Genomic DNA, 17140 nt, shown 5'->3' with positions numbered 1-17140 from the left:
GGCCCCGGCGGCAATGGCGCACGACGAGCCATCTGGCCCTTCATGCAGGCGGCAGATCGTGCCTGGTCTTCTAGGCGGGAGCAGCCGTGTGGATTGCGCAAAGCGGGCCCGCGACAAATTCCCCACGATGCATGACCGAACGGTCGGCAGCGCCACCGGCGACGAGACGCCCGACATTTTCGCTGCGGCTCACGACAAGATCGGCGAAGGCGCCGGCACGCAAGCCGTAGTCGGCACCCAGTTGCATGATCTGCGCGGGTGCGTCGGTGATCATGCGAAAGGCACGGCCGGTCGCATCCTCCATCAAGTGAGCGGCAAGGATGGTCCATCGCGCGATCTCGAGCAGATCGCCGGAGCCGACGGGAACGAAGGCGTCCTGGATATTGTCGGAAGCGGTCGCCACCGGCACGCCAGCGTCGAGCATCTCCGCCACGCGGGTAAGGCCGCGCGGAACGAGTTGACGCCTGTCCCTGCCCTGGAGGAACAGATTGGCTGCGGGCAACGTGCATACGGCGACGCCGGCCTTGGCGGCTGCATCGATCGAACGTCGTGCCTCGTCGTCGGAGACCGCGGAAAGCGACGACACATGGCTGCCGACCACCCTGCCGCCCATGCCTCGCCGCATTGTCTGCTCGACAAGATAGTCGAACCAGCGTGCGCCGGGGTCGAGCGTTTCGTCGATATGCAGATCCATGCAGCGGTCATGACGTTCGGCTACGTCAAGGAGCATGTCGATATAGCTCCTGGGATCGGGAGCGAGATTGGGCGTGCCGCCTATGCAGTCGGCACCGGCCGCAATTGCGCGTTCGAGAAGTTCGCGTGCGACAGCCAGGTCGCCCCGCGCCGCACTCGACGTCGCAAAGGCCACGACCTCGAGGTGTATCCTGCCACGGCTTTTCGCGCGCAGTTCGCACATGGCCTCGACACTCTTGAGTTCCAGCTCGTAGTCGAGATTGGCATGCGTGCGGATAGCGCTCGTGCCCATCGCGACGCATGTGTCGAGCGTCGCTTCGGCACGCTTGAGAATGTTCTCTTTTTCCAGCCCCTTGGAATAGGCGCGGAACGCCTCGATCGCGCCCATCAACGTGCCGTCGCGGTTGGGCGCGTCAGCCAGGGTGAAGCTCTTGTCGAGATGCTGGTGCATGTCGACGAAGCCGGGTGTAACCAGACGTCCGCCGACGTCTATCGACATCACTTCGCTGGCGCTGATCCCCGGTGCGATATCGAGCATCCGCCCCTCTGCGGAAATCAGGATGTCGACAGGGGCCGAGCCACCCGTGCCCACGGGAGACATACCATTTCGCAGCAGTAGCCGAGGCTGTCCTGTCATGCCTTTGTCTCCCGCCTTTCAGCCTTGTCAGGCAACTCGGTGACGCAGTTCCCGGCCATCCATCAGACGCCGGATGTTCTCCCATTCGAGTTCGCGCATCGACCTGTCATTCGAGCGCACGCCGCCAGCAATGTGGGGAGTAAAGACCACATTCGCCTGCGGGTCGTCGGCAAGGCGCAGCAACGGGTTGTCACGCGGCACTGGCTCCCAGGTCCAGCCGTCCGTCGCCACGCCCGACAGGATGCCGACGCGATAGGCGGCGGCCACGTCGGCCTCGTTGAGAACCGTGCTTGCCCCCGTCGAAACGAGATAGGCGCCCGGCTTCATCCGCTCGATGAAAGCATGGTCGATCATCTCGCCAATGCCCTCGCCATGCGGCAGCAGGATGCAGAGGACGTCGCTGCGCGCGCGTATGGAATCGATATCCGCATATTCGACGCCGAACTCGGCTTCGACCGCCGCCGGCAGCCGCGACCGCTTGTTGTACAAGACCTCGCAATCGAAGGCCCGCAGCCGAACGGCAAGTTCGGCACCAATCTCGCCGAATCCGAGAATGCCGACCGTCGCGCCGGCCAGAGAGCGGATCTTGCGGCGCTCCGTCCAGTTGTAGGCAAAATGGTTCTCGTCGCATTTCTTGGGCGGCGTCCCCCAGTCCGGCGTAGCAACCAGCGCATGCTCCGCCTCGCGGCTGGCCTTGACTAAGGACAACACCTGCATCATGGCGTGCTCGGCAACCATCGAGCAGCCGCGCAACGGCCATCGGCAAACGGGTATGCCAGCCTTTCGCGCCGCGGCCGCGTCGACGTCATGTGTCATGCGACCGAGCCGCTGGACAAGGCGAAGCCTGCGGCCGGTGGCAAGCATCTCCGCATCGATCAAGCCGCTGCGCTCGCTTATGAAGACATCGGCGAGCGGCAGCTGCTCCAGGAGCTCGGCACGCGACGGCGCTTCGCACATCGTAATGTCGAGCCCCTCGGGCGCTGCCTCCATGGCTATCTTCTGATGCCGTGGGGCGCGGAAGGTAGCAAACAGGACTTTCAGATTGGACACGGCGTTGCCTTCTTGAAGCGGGTGATGCCGAGGCACCGTTGCGAGCGGGTGATGGCAAGTCAACCGAGTGCTGCGGCCCCTGCCTGCGCGATCTGCTCGTCCTGCTGCGGTGCGACGCCGGAAACGCCGATAGCGCCGACAAGCTCGCCACCTGCGACAAGCGGCAGCCCGCCACGCAGCGGTGTTGCACCCGGCAAGGTCATGACGCCTGGACGACCTGCGATGCGATCCTCCAGTGCACCTGTCGGACCGTTGAAGATTGCAGCCGTACGTGCCTTCGCCACGGCCACCTCGGCCGAAGCGGCGTTGGCGCCGTCACGCCGGATGAACCCCAAAAGGTGGCCACCGGGATCGACCGCGGCGACGCTGACATTCCAGCCGTTGGAGGCTGCCTCAGCCACAGCCGCCGCCAACACCCGCTCGATGTCGCCCTGTTCGATTTTCGTCGTCGATTTCATGATGTCCTCCCAAAATTCATTTCGCGCCGTTTAGATCGATCGCGAACATCGGCGAAGACGGGGACGTGCCCAGCCTCTCCCAGTGCCGTCATGGCGACCAACCCTCAAGCCGTTTCCGCGAGGTATTTCATCGCCACGTCGACGCCACCGCGCTGATGCGGAACGCCTGCGAGGTCGAGGCTCATCTCGCAGCCGGCAAGCGTGCCGGCAAGCGTCAGTTCGTTGATGTTGCCAAGATGGCCGATGCGGAACACCTTGTCCGCAACCTTCGACAGACCCGAGCCCAGCGACATGTTGAACTTTTCCAGCGCGATCCGACGGTAGGCATCGGCGCTATGGCCCTCCGGCATCATGACGGTGGTGAGCACCGGCGAATAGTGGATCGGAGAGTTGCAGAGGTTCTCGAGTCCCCAGGCCTGGACTGCGCGGCGGGTGGCCTCGGCAAGGCGCTCGTGGCGAGCAAACACGGCCTCCAGTCCTTCGTCGAGCAGCTTGTCGAGCACGAGCGACAGGCCGAACAGCAGATTGGTGGCCGGGGTGTAGGGAAAGTAGCCGCTCTTGTTGATGGCGATCATCTCGCTCCAGTCCCAATAGGAGCGAGGCATGCTGCCAGCCTTCGACGCTTCGAGGGCCTTTGGGCCAACCGCGTTGAACGACAGGCCGGGCGGCAGCATCAGCCCCTTCTGCGAACCAGACACGACGACATCGATGCCCCACTCGTCCATGCGCAGATCGGCCGACGCCAGTCCCGAGATCGTGTCCACCACGAACAGTGCCGGATGGTTGGCCGCGTCGATGGCTGCTCGGATATCGGCCAGGCGGGAGGTCGAACCGGTCGAGGTCTCGTTGTGCACGATGCACACTGCGCGGATTTCATGGTTGCGATCCTGGCGCAGCGCGTCTTCGATCACGGCCGGATCGGCACCGGCGCGCCAGTTGGTGCCGAGCGTGGTCGGCTTGAGCCCCAGCTTGATCGCCATGCGGCTCCAGAGACTGGCAAAATGGCCAGTCTCGAAGGTGGCGATGCGATCGCCGGGCGAGAACAGGTTGGCCAGCGCAGCTTCCCACGCACCGGTGCCCGAAGCCGGGAAGATCACCACGTCATGCTGGGTCTTGAAGATTTTCTTGATGTCGCGGAGCAGCTTGGAACCCAGTTCGCCGAACTCGGGGCCGCGGTGATCGATCACCTGGCGGCCCGTGGCCGCCAGGACGTCCGCCGGCACGGGCGAAGGTCCCGGTATCTGCAGGAAGTGGGTCCCTTGGTGCATCATAGTAGTCTTCTCCCAATCGTCTCCGAGAGTATTCGGCGAACGTCTTTGATCTTACAATTGAAAAACTATCGGCTTTTATGCAGGTTATTTCATCAATGGCCGGGCGAAATGACCTGCGTCCTGACTTCGCCGAACCTGGAGAACTCAGCTTCGAACCGCCCGCCGGCACCAACCTGGGTGATGCCGGTATAACTGCCTGTGGTCAGCACCGTGCCTGTCGGCGCCCCGCCGCGCCGCGCGAGATGCCGGACCGCCCAGTGCAACAGTTCGAGCGGATCGCCGAAGGGATGCCTGGCCTCCCTCGCCTCGCCATTGACCATGACCTGAATCGAAGCCAGATCCTGCCCGGTCCAGGTGACCGGCGCCCCAAGGACAACACCGCCGCTGGCCTGAAAATCCGCCAGTTTCCAAAGCGGCGCTGCGGCGTTGGCCCCGGCAAGTCGAGTGTGCAAGATCTCAAGCAACGGAACGACATGGCTGAACAGCGCCAGGCACTCAGCCCGACCCAACGTTGCCATCTCCGGGGTGATCTCCTTGCCAAGCCGCATGCCCAGTTCCGCCTCGACACCAAGCTGGGCAGCGCCCGGGGGCAACACGCAGCGCCCGTCCGGCCGCACGATGCCGAGCTTCGGGATCGGCGCGATATAGGGCTCGGGATCGTTGGCCGCCCGTCCGATCTTCCACGCGATCGCCGAGCCGAGCTGGCGCAACACATGATCCTGGATGCCATAGGCATCGGCACGGCTCTGCGGAGCGGGCATGTCAGGCTCCACACCGACCCCGGTGCGGTGAGCCGATAGCAGCAGTTCGCCTGCCTGTGAGGTCAGATCGCCGGCCATTGGTAACCCCCGTAGGCGTTGTCGTAGTGTTCGGCCAGGTCGATGAGGCTGTTGTCCGACCCGAACGCGCCGACAAGCTGGAAGCCGATTGGCAGGCCGCCAGATGATGGCGAGGCGGGAATGGCTACGCCGGGCAATCCACCTGCGTTGGCGAAGGCGGTGAAGACGGCATGACCGCGGGGCCCGACCTCGATGCCGTTGATCCGGGACGGATGCGTCTCCAACTTCGGCCATGACAGGGCCGCGATACTGGGGGTCATGATGAAATTGTAGGTGGCAAAGACCTTCGCCAGTTGCGCCCTCAGCCTGCCCACCTGAGTGAGCATGTCGAAATAGGACATAGCGTTGACTTCGCCGCCCGTGCGTATCATCGGCACGAGGCTTTCGTTGACCTGGGTCGCATCCCTCGTCTGCATCAGCCAGGCCAGCCCAACCGGCCCGACCATGCCCCAGATGGCGTCCAGCACCTCCGCGTCGAACGGCGTCTCGCCCTGGTCGACGCGACAGCCGAGATCGACGAGCCGCGAGGCCGCGCGGTCGACGCTTGCCGCAATCTCGGTGTCAACTGGCGCCGAGCCGAACCGTGGCACATAGAGGATCCTGGTGGTCTTGGGCACGCGATAGCTGCCGATGCGCGCCTTGGCGGGGAAAGCGAAGGAGGCGCGGTCGTTCGGATCGTGGGCAGCCAGGACCGACGCCGCGAGACGCAAATCCCGCGCCGTTCGCGTCATTGGTCCCACGGTTTCAAAATCGAGCAGCAGGCCCGGCAACCCGCCACTACGGCCAACGAAGCCCGGACTCGGCTTGAGCCCATAGAGGCCGGTGTGACCGCATGGCCGACGGATCGAGCCGCCCCCATCCGTGCCGACGGCAAACACGCCCATGCCCGAAGCCGTCGCCGCAACCGCGCCGCCGCTTGACCCGCCTGGAGACAGGTTCGGGTCCCATGGATTGCCGGTCGCGCCGAAGAGCAGGTTGTCGGTAAAGCCCTGCAAGGTGAATTCAGGGACGTTCGTCTTGCCCAGAATGATCGCGCCCGCCGCCCTGAGGCGTTCGACCGGGCTCTCGTCGGCGTCGGGAACATGGTCGGCAAACAGCTTGCTGCCCCAGCTGCAGCGCAAACCGCGCACCTGCAGGTTGTCCTTGACGGTGATCGGGACACCGTCAAGCGGCCCAAGCGGCTGACCGGCGCGCCAGCGCATGGCGCTGGCGTGAGCGGCTTCAGCCGCCCCCTTCTCGTCCGGTGTGATGATGGCATTGAGGATCGGGTTGGCGACGCGAATCCTGGCCTGCGTTTCCGACAAGACGTCGACCGGATCGAACCTGCCAAACTTGTAGCCGGCGTTGAGCTCGGCCACATCATGCTTCCATAACGCCATGTTCAGAACCTCAGTCGTTTTCGATATGAGCGATCACATCGAATTCGACGAGCAGTTCCGGTATGCCGAAGGTGCCGGTGACGGTTGCGCGCGACGGCAGCACGTCGCCGTGGAAGAACTCCCGGTAGGCCTCGTTCATGCCTTGGAAATAACGCATGTCGGACAGGTAGATCATGACCCGTGCCACGTCCTTGAGGGTGCCGCCGGCTGCTTCGAGCAAGTGCGTCAGGTTGGTCAGGGCCTGCCTGGTTTGCGCCCGGATGTCGCCGACGCCCACGACCTTGCCTTCCAGATCCAGCGCCACGGTCGCGGTGTAGAAATGATTGCCGGCCATGGTGGCCTGGGAATGCGGGTTCGGCGAAACAAGAACCTTGGGCGAGTAGATGGTACGAATTGCCATTTCAGTTAGTCCTCATGCTTAAATTGAAGAGCTGCGAGTGGTCTCACGGTCGGCGAGCGCGAGCACGAATTGCGTGAGCACGCGGGTCCCGCTGCCGGTCGGCCCGGAAGGCCCGAAGACGTGCGGCTGTTCCGACCAGCAGGTGTTGTAGAGGTCGAGATGCAGCCATGGCGCGTCGCCCACAAACTGCTTCAGGAACATCGCCGCGACTGGCGTGCTGCCCATCTGCCCGGTCTTCGAGAAGTTGCGCAGGTCGGCGACCGGGCTCTCCAGGAAGGCGAGATATTCATCCCACAGCGGCATTGGCCAGATCTTCTCGCCGGCGACCCTGTCGGATTCGATGAGCAATGACAGGCAGGAAGGCGCCGTCGAGAAAGTGGCAATGCCGAGCGGGCCAAAGATGCCCATGGTCGCGCCGGTGAGCGTCGCCAGATCGATGATCAGCTGTGGTTCGAGCGACCGGGCGTATGACAATGCATCCGCCAGGATCAGCCGGCCCTCGGCGTCGGTGTTGATGACCTCGACAGTCTTGCCGGAATGGGTACGCAGCACGTCCCCTGGCCGCATCGCATTGGGGCCCGGCATGTTTTCCACGACCGCGAAGATCGCCGTCACGGCAAGATCAGGCTTCAGTCTGGCAACCGCCTGCATGGCGCCGGCGACTGCCGCCCCGCCGCCCATGTCGGCCTTCATCTGCTCCATGCCGTGGGCCTGCTTGAGCGAAATGCCGCCACTGTCGAAGGTGACGGTCTTGCCGACGAGGACGACCGGCTTCTGAGTCACCCCCTCTGGCCTGTAGTCGATGCGGATCAGCAACGGCTCGAAGGCGCTGCCCGAAGCCACGGCCAGCAGCCCGCCCATGCCCTGATTTTCGAGTTCCGCCCGACCCATGATCGAGATGGTCAGGCCGGCCTCGGTTGCGAGTTCTTTCATGCGAGCCGCAAAATGCGGCGGCGTCATCACGTTCGGCGGCTCAGTGCAAAGGTCGCGCGCCAGCGCGGCGGCATCGGCTATCGCTCGCGCCCTCTCGAGCGCGCGGTCGGCTTTGGCACTCTCCCATCCACTGCCAAAGGCAAAACCCAGCCTCAGGGCAGGTTCCCCGGAACGGGGAAAGGCCCGCGAAACAAAGTCATGGTTTGCGAGAAAAGCGCCTTCGGCGATCGCTTGCAGCTTGAGTTCCGGATCGTCCCCCAGTTGGCAGCGAGACGGGATGACGATAGCCGCTCCCTCTACCTTCATCTTGCGCAAGGTGCCCACGGCCTGCGCCGCCTGGCGTCGACCGTCGGCAATGTCGGCGCCGAGCAGGGCGGCGACGACTGGCATATTCCGGTTTTCCAGGAAGAGCGGCTGCGGAACGGAGCCTGAAGCGAGGCGAAGTCTCGTTTCGACCGCGGCAAGCTCCGGGTGATCCGAGTGATCAGCCGTCAGGCACAACACGACGGCATCGGCTCCGCGCAGTATGCGATCGACCGAGGTGGAACATGACCCATCGCTCATGCCTCCGCACCTGTGGCCGGAGCAGGAAAATGTGTCTTCCAATGGCTGGCAATGTCGGCGCGTCGACAGATCCAGACGTCCTTGTGGCCGACAATGTGGTCGAGGAATCGAGCAAGGCCGCGTGCTCGGCCGGGGTGGCCGGCCATACGCGGATGCAGCCCGATATTCAGCATCCGCGGCGCCTCAGCGCCCTCTTCATAGAGCTGGTCGAAGGCATCTCTCAGCAAAGCATGGAACTCGTCGGCCGTCTGAAGACCGCGGGGCACTAGCTTGCAGTCATTGGTCACCAGCGAATAGGGCACGATGAGCTGCTGGACGCCCTTGACCTCGACCCAATAGGGGACTTCGTCGTTATAGGCGTCGGAATCGTAGCCGATCTGCGCCTCTACCAGCAGTTCGCGTGTATTCGTGCTAGGCCCGTAACGGCAGCACCAGCCTTCGGGCTTGCGTCCGACGGTTGCCTGCAGGCTGTCGATGGCGCGCTGTATGTGCTCGCGCTCCTGCTCACGCGTCAGCAGCCAGGGCTTCTCCCAGCGCCAGCCGTGACAGCAGATATCGGCTCCGTCGACGGCAATGCGTTCGGCCAGTTCGCGGTGGCGTTCCAGCGCCAGGGCACAGGCAAAGGCGGTGTAGGGCACGTTGCGGTCGGCAAGCATGCGCAGCAGCCGCCAGACGCCCACACGGCTGCCATATTCGTACATCGACTCGGCGGCGAGATCGCGCCCTGCGATGCCGGTGTCCATCCCCTCGCCTTCGGTCAGCGCGGTATCGGTCTTGGCATCGCCGTCGAGTGGCGAGTATTCGGAACCTTCCTCGATATTGAGGGCGATGTTCACCGCCAGCCTGGCACCACCGGGCCATTTCGGATTTGGTGGGGTTGCGCCGTAGCCTATGAAATCCCGCGCCGGGCCCTGGCTGTCCTGTTCGCTCATGTTCACTCCGCCTTGGCTCCGCCTTCGATCCACTGACGAAGCAGTTCGCGCTCGTCGTCGGTCATCTCGGTTACGTTTCCAGGCGGCATGACATGAGTCTGGACAGCCTGCTGGTAGACCAGTTGGGCGGCTTTCACCGCAGATGGCGCGGCGTCCAGGACCAGCCCCTTGGGCGGCGCCTCGACAAAACCCGCCTTCGACGGATCTGCCGCATGGCAAGCCACGCAGCGCTGGGTGAGGATGTCGGCAACCTGGCTGTAGGTGACGGCGGATGTTTCGCCGGACACAACGCTGCGCGGGGTCGGAGCGATCATGAACATGGTGGCCAGGATCAGCGCCGCGCCGAAGGCGATGTAGATGGGCCTGGCCTCGCCAGCGTGCATCGTATTGAAGAAGTAGCGCACCGACACGCCGGCGGCACTGATCAGGATGAAGGCAAGCCAGCCCAGTTCATGTCCATAGACCATCGGGAAATGGGCGCCGATCATCGCGAAGACCACCGGCAGGGTCAGGTAGTTGTTGTGATAGTTGCGCTTCTTGGCTTCGGCACCGACGTCGAACTGGGCGATCGTTCCATCCGCCATGGCTTTGAGCATGCGCTTTTGGCCCGGCAGAATGACGAACCAGACGTTACCCGCCATGATCGTGCCCATGACGATGCCGACATGCAGGAACGCCGCCTTGCCGCTGAATATCTGGAAGAACACCCACACCGAACCCGAGAGTAGGACGCCGAGCACGGCAAACAGGATGCGCTCGTCGTTGATCTGCTTGCAGATCACGTCGTAGGCGATCCAGCCGAAGACGATCGAGAAGATGCTTACGCATATCGCCAGTACCGGCGAAAGCGCATCGGCACTGCCGGATACGAGGTTCAGGCTCGCGCCATACCAATAGACCACGGCCAGGAGCAGCGCACCGGACATCCAGGTGCCCAGCGATTCCCATTTCGACCATTTCAGCTGTCCCGGAACGTAACCGGGGCCAAGCGGGTAGCGGCTGTAGTTGTAGATCGCGCCGCCATGAATCGACCAGAGCTGACCGCTGACACCGTCTACCGGCGGCTCCGGCGGCCGGAACGAACGGTCAATCTTGTTGAAGTAGAACGACGAACCGACCCAGGTTATCGCGGCGACCACATGGAACCAGCGCAGTACCAGATGGAGCCATTCGGCAATGTAGTTTTCCATAATCTGGGATATGCCTTCACTAAAAATCCAGCGGCCGCTTGGTGTTCGGCCTGCGCTAAGAATGGCGAATGCCGGTGATCATTCAATCGCGAAGATCGATACTTTTGTTTCGAGAAAACGATCAATGCTTTTGCGGCACAACGATTGGGAGCGGCGGCTTGGCTTGAACCTGCACAGTGGCTGCGGCCCGGATGTGGATTGTGCGAATGCCGCGCAGCAGCCGGGCATTTGCCGGGCGGCTGCGCAGGACCAACTGGCGTCAAGCTGCCTCGGCGCCGGCCATCAGGCTTCCGAAATGCTGCGGATCGTATGCGTCGGCATCCACGGTACCCACGGCGCGTCCGCAATAGAGCACCACGACACGGGTCGACAGCTCCATCAACTCATCGAGATCGCTCGAAATCAGCAGTACGCCTGCCCCTGCTTCCGCCGCCTGCACCAGGCGCTGCCTGATATAGGCGGTGGCCGCGAAATCGAGTCCCCGCGCCGGCTCGTGCGCGATGATCAGCCTTGGATTGGCCGACAGTTCGCGGCCGATGACCACTTTTTGCTGGTTTCCGCCGGACAGGAATTCGAGTTTGGTTTCCGCCGTGCGCGTACGGACGTCGAACTCGGCGATGCAATGCCTTGCGAACTCGGCGATGTTCTTGCGATTCAGTATTCCGCGCCGGGAGAATTGCGGATCGCCCTCGTGGCCCATGATGAAGTTGGAGGCGATGTCCATCTCGCCGACCACCGCATGGGCGTGACGGTCCTCCGGAATGATGGCGATACCGCCCCGGCGTCGCGCCTCGACCGAGGTGGTCCCGAGTTCCTTGCCGTAGATCCTGATACTGCCGGCAGTGGTGGATTGAAGGCCGATGATCGTTTCGGCCAACTCGGACTGGCCGTTCCCGGCAACGCCGGCCACGCCCAGGATTTCTCCTTCCCTGACTTGCAAAGAGATCTTGTCGAGCAAGGCAACCCCGTCGACGTCGAGCGAGACATTGTCCATGTCGAGCACGACTTTGCCCATCGCGGAACGGCTTCGCCGTTGCGTCGTGTTCACCTCCTGCGACACCATCATGCGGGCGATGTCGGCAATCGTGCCCTCGCCCTTCGCTACAGTTGCGATCTGGCGGCCGTTTCGCAGGACGGTGATGTGATCGGCAAGATCCAGCGCGTGTTCCAGCTTGTGGGTAATGATCACCACCGCATAGCCGCGGTCGCGGAACTGCAGCAGCATCTCCAGCAGGCGGTCGCTCTGCTGCGGCGTCAGAACTGCCGTCGGCTCGTCCAGGATCAGGATCTTTGCCCCTTGGTAGAGCATCTTTAATATCTCGACCTGCTGGCGCTGCCCGACGGACAGTTTGCCCACCAATGTGTCAGGCGACAGATCGAAACCGAACTGCCCCGACAACTCGCTGAACCGCTCCCGATACTGGCCCCATTTGGGGGCCAGATCGGTCCATTTCAGCGTCGGCATGACGATGTTGTCGAGCACGGAATGTTCCATCACCAAAGAGAAATGCTGGTGGATCATGCCAATCTGGTGGGCGATCGCGTCCCGTGTCGACCAATGAGAGCCGACGTCCTGCCCGCCGACGAGCATGCGACCTGCGCTTGGCTGCAGGATCCCGTACAACACGTTCATCAGCGTGGATTTGCCGGCGCCATTTTCGCCGACCAGCGCATGGATTTCGCCGTACCGAAGAGTAACGCTGACATTGTCCAGGGCCTTGAAGGAGCCAAATGCCTTGGAGATTCCTTCAAGCCTTACCGCTTCGCTTCCAGGACTTGCCTCGACCATCATCCGGCTCTCTTACTTGAACTTGTGCGCGACGACGGGAACCGACAATTCGCCTGCCTGATACCGGCGCACGCTGTCTTCGATCTTGGTGATTTCCTCCGTCGTCAGATGCTCTTTATTGAGCGGCATCACGGAGAAGGTCTTGGCGCCGAATTCGTTGATCCTCGGCTCGACCTTGCCGGAGGCCACGTCCTTGGCGAGAGCATCGTACCAGCCGGCGACATCCAGAATGACGCTGGAGAGCACAGTTTCGGGCGCATCTACCGCCCAGTCGGTCGCGTAGCCGACGAATTTGGTCTTGCCGCTTTGCGAAGCGTCGAGAATGCCACGGGTGCCGACGCCGGCATTGCCGAGCACGATATCGGCGCCTCGCTGGATCTGCAGCGCGGCAACTTCGCGGGCACGCGGGATGTTGGTCCAGTCGCCGGAAAACGCCGACAGGAATTCCACGTTCGGATTGACGACCTTGGCGCCCTCGATGATGCCGCTGAACATGTCTTCGACCGCCTTGACCGGCAATCCGGCGACGCCGGCGATCTTGTTGGACTTGGTGGCCTGGCCCGCGATCAGCCCATTGATGACGCCGTAGGAATAGAAGTCGGGCGCATAGGCGGCAACGTTGTTGGATTTGGGCAGGCTGCTGGTCGTCGACAGCATGGCGAACAGTGTGTTCGGATAGTTCGGTGCCACCTGATCCCAGGCCTTGACCTGGCCGCTCGAGGTGAAGATCACCACCTGGAAGCCGGATTTGGCATAGTTCTCGGCGGTGCTGGCGATCAGCGGGAACGGCACGTTTTCAGCCATGGTCACGTCCCAGCCGTGCTCGTCGATCAGCTTGCGCACGCCCTGGTAATGACCGCGGTCCCATCCGTTGACGGAAGCCGGGTTGCTGACGCCGAAGATCACGGCGGCCTTGATCTTGTCTTGCGCGGAAGCTGTGCCGATCATGGCACCGCATAGTGCGACTGCCGCGAGCATTCGGCCGAAATGCCTGCCAATGGCTGCTGTAAAGGTACCCATTATTGCTCTCTCCCCAAGTTATAGTTGCAGAAATATGTTCGACGCAGCGATCAAAGCTGCTCGTAGGGCTTGCCGACCTCACGCGGCGCGCGGCCGCGCTCTGCGAAGGCAAGGACGCCGACCGTCAGAAGGTATGGGATCATCAGGTAGAAATGGGCGTTGCCGCCGAGCACCTGGGTGCGCAAGGCCAGTGCCTCGCCGAGTCCGAACAGCAGGCAGCCGAACAGCGTCCAGCGCGGATACCAGCGCCCGAAATAGACTGCCGCCAGCGCAATGAAACCACGTCCCGCGGTGATGTCGTCGGCAAAGCTGCGGACCCAGCCAACCGTCAGGGCAGCACCGCCCAGGCCGGCGAGGCCGCCGGCAAGCGCCAGGGCGACTGTGCGTACCAGCACGACGTTGATGCCGGCGGAGCGCGCCGCCTTGACGTTCTGCCCCACTGACCGGAGCAACAGCCCAGGCGCGCTGCGGAACAGCATGTACCAGACGACGAAGTAGAGGATGACCGCCAGCCACGCCAATGGCGGGACGGCGAAGAGGAACGCGGCGATCGGGTTCTCGCTGAGCGCGCTCGGTGCCGACCAGCCCATGGGCGGGCTCATCTGCTGCAGGTCGTCGGCGGCGATGCGGAAGATGAAGCTGGTCAGTCCGATGGCCGCGATGTTCATCGCCAGCCCCATGACCACCTGGTCTGTCGGTAGCCAGACGGTCAACACCGCGGTGACAAGCCCCATGACCACACCGGCGCTCAGTCCCCAGACCACGCCCATCCAGGGATCGCCGACATAGACGGCGCCGAGTATGCCGAACAAGGCGCCGCACAGCATGACGCCCTCGGCGCCCAGGAACAGCACGCCTGCCCGCTCGGCGATCAGCACGCCCAGTGCGACGATCATGAGCGGCGTGGCGATACGCAGCGCGGAGAGCACAAATTCGAGATCGAAAATCAACGTCCCACTCCGCCAAAAGAGATCATTTTGAAAAGATGCGTCGATCTGACGGCAAGGAGCAGCAGCACCGGCAATGCCTGCAGAAGGAAGACCAGCGCCGCCGGCACCCCGGTCATCGCCTGCATGTTTCTACCGCCCGTTTCGAGGCCGGCGAGCAGCAGGGCGGCAAACATCACGCCGACCGGACTGCGGCCGATAAGGGCAGCGAGGATACCGAGAAAGCCCCACGGTTTCGCCCAAAGCTCGGCAACCTGGAACACGACCCCAAGCGCCTGTATGCCACCGGCAATTCCAGCGATGGCCCCCGCAGCGAGCACGGCCTTGGTCAATGTGATGTTGGTGCGCATGCCCAGCGCCTCGGCCGCACCCGGGTTGCCGCCGAGCGCCTCGAGGCGGAACCCGAAAACCGTGTGCTTGAGGATCCAGCCCGCGATCACCACGATGGCGACGGCAAGGAACACGCCGACATGCACGACGATCACCGGCAGGCGATACTCGACGGGGATCAGCGCGGATTCGGCGAAGAACGAGTCCGGCTGCTTCATCGGGCCGGTGACCATCGCGAGCACGAACTCAACGGCGACGAAGTTCAGCATCACCGTCGTCGTCACCTCGCTGGCGCCGCGTTTCGTCTTGAGCAACAAAGGCGGAACGATGAGAAGCATCCCCGCGGCCGCCGCGGCCGCAAATGCCAGAACGACCATCAAGGGAGCGGGCAGCGTGAAGGCCGTGGTGACGAAGACGGCAGCCAGCGCACCGAGCTGCAGCTGACCTTGCGCGCCGATGTTGAAGAAGCCAGCCTTGAACGGGATCAGGAACGCCAGCCCGCAAAGTGCTGTCGGCGTAGCCTCGATCACCGTTTCAACGATAGCCTGGCGGCTGCCGAGCACGCCCTCGACCATCGCGGAAAGTGCGCTGGTAGCGCTGCCTCCGATCAATTCGACGAGACCGGCCACGACCAGCATGGTCACGATCAGTGACGAGGCGAAGATGGCAATGTTGGTGAATATTCGAAAGCGGCCGAGATTCATGGACGTCTGCAACGCGTTCAAGCGTAATCCTCAACTGTTTGCTTCCCTCGCGCCGCCATGTATCAAGGCGAATGGCAGCGTATCCGGATTGGTCTCCGGCCACTCGAGAAGCGTTCCCATAGTCAAAGGCTGCTTTCGGCGCAGCACGTATTCTTGAAATGTCAGCGGCCCGTTTAGGCAATCTGCCGACCCCTCTGTGCATTCATCTGACCGTCAATCGACTGATGGAACAATCCTTAAAATAGACACTATAATTCGCATTTCGCGATGAATGCCGCTGTGGCACCTGCCGCCGGGCGAGACGCATGTCGGCCAATCGCTGCGATGAGCGGCTCAACGATGGCTGTCGCGTGGGGGAAACAGACCTCAGGGTAGGACGCGGCCGAGGACTGTCCCGTTGCGAGTCCTGGTTAGTATGGGAGGTCGCGCCGCCGCGTCACGCCGGAAGACCCGCCTTGCGGTAGCCGTCGACGAAATGCTCGAGCGTGGCTGTGTCGCGGAATGGCTCCGTCGCGGCCCAGTGGCGGGTGGTGAACTGCGGGTTGCCGACGAGGAACAGTTCGACCTCGGCTAGCGCTTCGTCGAGCCGGCCGAGTTGGGCAAGGCTCGCCGCCAGGAAACGGCGTGAGCTTGTCCGATAGGTCTCGTCCCGGCGCAGTGTCTTGACAGCGGCCTCGTAGTCGCCGGCCGCATATTGCGCCTGGCCGAGCGTCAGGTAGTACCAGCTCGCCGGAAACGGGTTGAGCCGGAACGCCTTGCGAATGTGGTCCAGGCCCTCCTCGACCCGTCCGGCCAGGATCGCGATGTCGGAAAGCGCCGCCCAGGTGTCGGCCTCGTTGGGGTCGAGCTGGATCGCCTTGGCGAATTCCGCATCTGCCTCGGCGAAGCTGCGCTCGTAGGCCAGCAGGTAAGCCAGGACCCAGCGGCAGCCGGCATCGTTGGGATCGATCGCCACCGCCTTGCGCGCCAGTTCCAAGGCAACGCTACGGGCAGCTTCGCTTGGCCCGCCGCTGTGGACCCATCCCATCCAGTGGTTCATGGCAAGCCAGCGATAGGCCTCGGCGTAGTCGGGATCGAGCGAAACCGCGCGGGTGAGCAACAGGTGTGCTTCCCGGGCCGACTGCGGGGAGTCGTCCATCAGCTTGCGCGCCCGCACGCAGAGATCGTAAGCCTCGATACTTCTGGGCCGATTGCGCGGCGGCGGTCGCGTCTGCAGCCGGCCGAGCAATGCGTCGACGATCTTGCCGGTAACCTCGTCTTGGACGGCGAAGATGTCATCCAGGCTGCTATCGAAGCGTTCCGCCCACAGATGCTCGCCGCTGGCCGCATCGACCAGTTGGGCATTGATGCGCACGCGCCCGGCGGCGCGCCGCGCGCTCCCCTCCAGCAGGTAGCGCACGCCGAGATCCTCGGCGATCGTGCGCACGTCCGTCGCCCTGCCCTTGTAGGCAAAGGCCGAGTTGCGGGCGATGACGAACAGGCCGGGGATCCTGGACAGGTCGGTGATCAGGTCTTCGGTCAACCCATCCGCGAAGGATTCCTGCTCGGGATCGTTGCTGACATTGACGAAGGGCAGCACGGCGATCGATGGTTTGTCGGGCAGCGGCAAAGGTTTTCGCTTCGTACCGCCGAGCTCTTCGACGGTCCCGGTGAAGCGGTAGCCGACGCGTGGAACCGTCGAGATCCATTCACCGCCGCCGGCTGCCGGGCCAAGCAGCTTCCTGAGCTGCGCGATCTGGACGGTGAGGTTGCCTTCCTCGACAGCCGTACCCGGCCACGCGGCGTCCATCAGCTCGGTTTTGCCGAGGATGTCGCCCGGCCGTTCGACGAGCGCAGCGAGCAGCTTCAGCCCGCGGTAGCCGACCGCAACGGGTTCATCGTTCCGGAGCAGCGTTCCCGCATCCGGATCAAGCACGAACGGACCAAAGGCAAAGCGTGACCGCTGCATGCGGCGCATCTTTAGCCCGTTTGGGAGTTTTTGGAACTATTTGGCAGGGCTTAACG

The 17140-nt window shown here is 63.3% G+C and carries 16 protein-coding genes; 1 reads left to right on the top strand and 15 read right to left on the bottom strand.

Annotated elements, in window-relative coordinates:
* Positions 1-70: 70 nt before the first annotated feature.
* The 8 genes from O1Y97_RS25415 to O1Y97_RS25380 form a co-directional block, all read right to left on the bottom strand.
* Entirely contained in the window at positions 71-1330 is a 1260-nt protein-coding gene (locus O1Y97_RS25415) for an amidohydrolase family protein (RefSeq protein ID WP_318764291.1), read from the bottom strand.
* Positions 1331-1357: 27 nt separating this feature from the next.
* Positions 1358-2380 (bottom strand): NAD(P)-dependent oxidoreductase, encoded by a 1023-nt coding sequence (locus O1Y97_RS25410; RefSeq protein WP_268738106.1) that lies wholly within the window; start codon positions 2378-2380, stop codon positions 1358-1360.
* A 59-nt stretch (positions 2381-2439) separates the two neighbouring features.
* A complete protein-coding gene (locus tag O1Y97_RS25405; RefSeq protein WP_108610299.1) occupies positions 2440-2838 on the bottom strand; it encodes a GlcG/HbpS family heme-binding protein in 399 nt (132 codons plus the stop codon).
* 104 nt (positions 2839-2942) lie between these two features.
* Positions 2943-4109 (bottom strand): pyridoxal-phosphate-dependent aminotransferase family protein, encoded by a 1167-nt coding sequence (locus O1Y97_RS25400; protein WP_268738105.1) that lies wholly within the window; start codon positions 4107-4109, stop codon positions 2943-2945.
* Positions 4110-4201: 92 nt separating this feature from the next.
* The gene (locus O1Y97_RS25395) at positions 4202-4948 is read right to left on the bottom strand and encodes a fumarylacetoacetate hydrolase family protein (protein ID WP_268738104.1); all 747 of its coding nucleotides are present in this window, start codon (positions 4946-4948) and stop codon (positions 4202-4204) included.
* The gene (locus O1Y97_RS25390) at positions 4933-6306 is read right to left on the bottom strand and encodes an amidase (protein ID WP_318764290.1); all 1374 of its coding nucleotides are present in this window, start codon (positions 6304-6306) and stop codon (positions 4933-4935) included. The genes O1Y97_RS25395 and O1Y97_RS25390 overlap by 16 nt, the downstream gene beginning before the upstream one ends.
* A gap of 31 nt (positions 6307-6337) precedes the next feature.
* A complete protein-coding gene (locus O1Y97_RS25385; RefSeq protein ID WP_183263921.1) occupies positions 6338-6727 on the bottom strand; it encodes a RidA family protein in 390 nt (129 codons plus the stop codon).
* A gap of 18 nt (positions 6728-6745) precedes the next feature.
* The gene (locus O1Y97_RS25380) at positions 6746-7687 is read right to left on the bottom strand and encodes a leucyl aminopeptidase family protein (RefSeq protein ID WP_318764306.1); all 942 of its coding nucleotides are present in this window, start codon (positions 7685-7687) and stop codon (positions 6746-6748) included.
* Between O1Y97_RS25380 and O1Y97_RS25375 the strand changes: the two genes are divergently transcribed.
* Entirely contained in the window at positions 7673-8092 is a 420-nt protein-coding gene (locus tag O1Y97_RS25375) for a hypothetical protein (RefSeq protein WP_318764307.1), read from the top strand. The two genes, O1Y97_RS25380 and O1Y97_RS25375, sit on opposite strands and share 15 nt — an antisense overlap.
* A 128-nt stretch (positions 8093-8220) precedes the next feature.
* On the opposite strand, the gene O1Y97_RS25370 is transcribed toward O1Y97_RS25375, so the two are convergent.
* The 7 genes from O1Y97_RS25370 to O1Y97_RS25340 form a co-directional block, all read right to left on the bottom strand.
* Entirely contained in the window at positions 8221-9162 is a 942-nt protein-coding gene (locus O1Y97_RS25370; RefSeq protein ID WP_404801304.1) for a polysaccharide deacetylase family protein, read from the bottom strand.
* On the bottom strand, positions 9159-10346 hold the full coding sequence (locus tag O1Y97_RS25365) for a urate hydroxylase PuuD (protein WP_268738100.1): 1188 nt from the start codon (positions 10344-10346) through the stop codon (positions 9159-9161). The genes O1Y97_RS25370 and O1Y97_RS25365 overlap by 4 nt, the downstream gene beginning before the upstream one ends.
* Before the next feature lie 259 nt (positions 10347-10605).
* The gene (locus O1Y97_RS25360; RefSeq protein ID WP_268738099.1) at positions 10606-12138 is read right to left on the bottom strand and encodes an ABC transporter ATP-binding protein; all 1533 of its coding nucleotides are present in this window, start codon (positions 12136-12138) and stop codon (positions 10606-10608) included.
* A 9-nt stretch (positions 12139-12147) separates the two neighbouring features.
* Complete coding sequence (locus O1Y97_RS25355) at positions 12148-13155, bottom strand: BMP family protein (protein WP_268738098.1); 1008 nt, start codon at positions 13153-13155, stop codon at positions 12148-12150.
* 50 nt (positions 13156-13205) lie between these two features.
* Positions 13206-14105: an ABC transporter permease gene (locus O1Y97_RS25350; RefSeq protein ID WP_268738097.1), complete on the bottom strand. Its 900-nt coding sequence runs from the start codon at positions 14103-14105 to the stop codon at positions 13206-13208.
* On the bottom strand, positions 14102-15136 hold the full coding sequence (locus tag O1Y97_RS25345) for an ABC transporter permease (protein ID WP_268738096.1): 1035 nt from the start codon (positions 15134-15136) through the stop codon (positions 14102-14104). The genes O1Y97_RS25350 and O1Y97_RS25345 overlap by 4 nt, the downstream gene beginning before the upstream one ends.
* Positions 15137-15572: 436 nt before the next feature.
* On the bottom strand, positions 15573-17093 hold the full coding sequence (locus O1Y97_RS25340) for a winged helix-turn-helix domain-containing tetratricopeptide repeat protein (RefSeq protein WP_268738095.1): 1521 nt from the start codon (positions 17091-17093) through the stop codon (positions 15573-15575).
* Between the last annotated feature and the right edge of the window lie 47 nt (positions 17094-17140).

This window comes from Aminobacter niigataensis, assembly GCF_946995915.1.
In the GTDB taxonomy this organism is placed as follows: domain Bacteria; phylum Pseudomonadota; class Alphaproteobacteria; order Rhizobiales; family Rhizobiaceae; genus Aminobacter; species Aminobacter niigataensis.
Note: the sequence above shows the minus strand (reverse complement) of the source record. Positions and strands in the feature narration are given on the sequence as shown.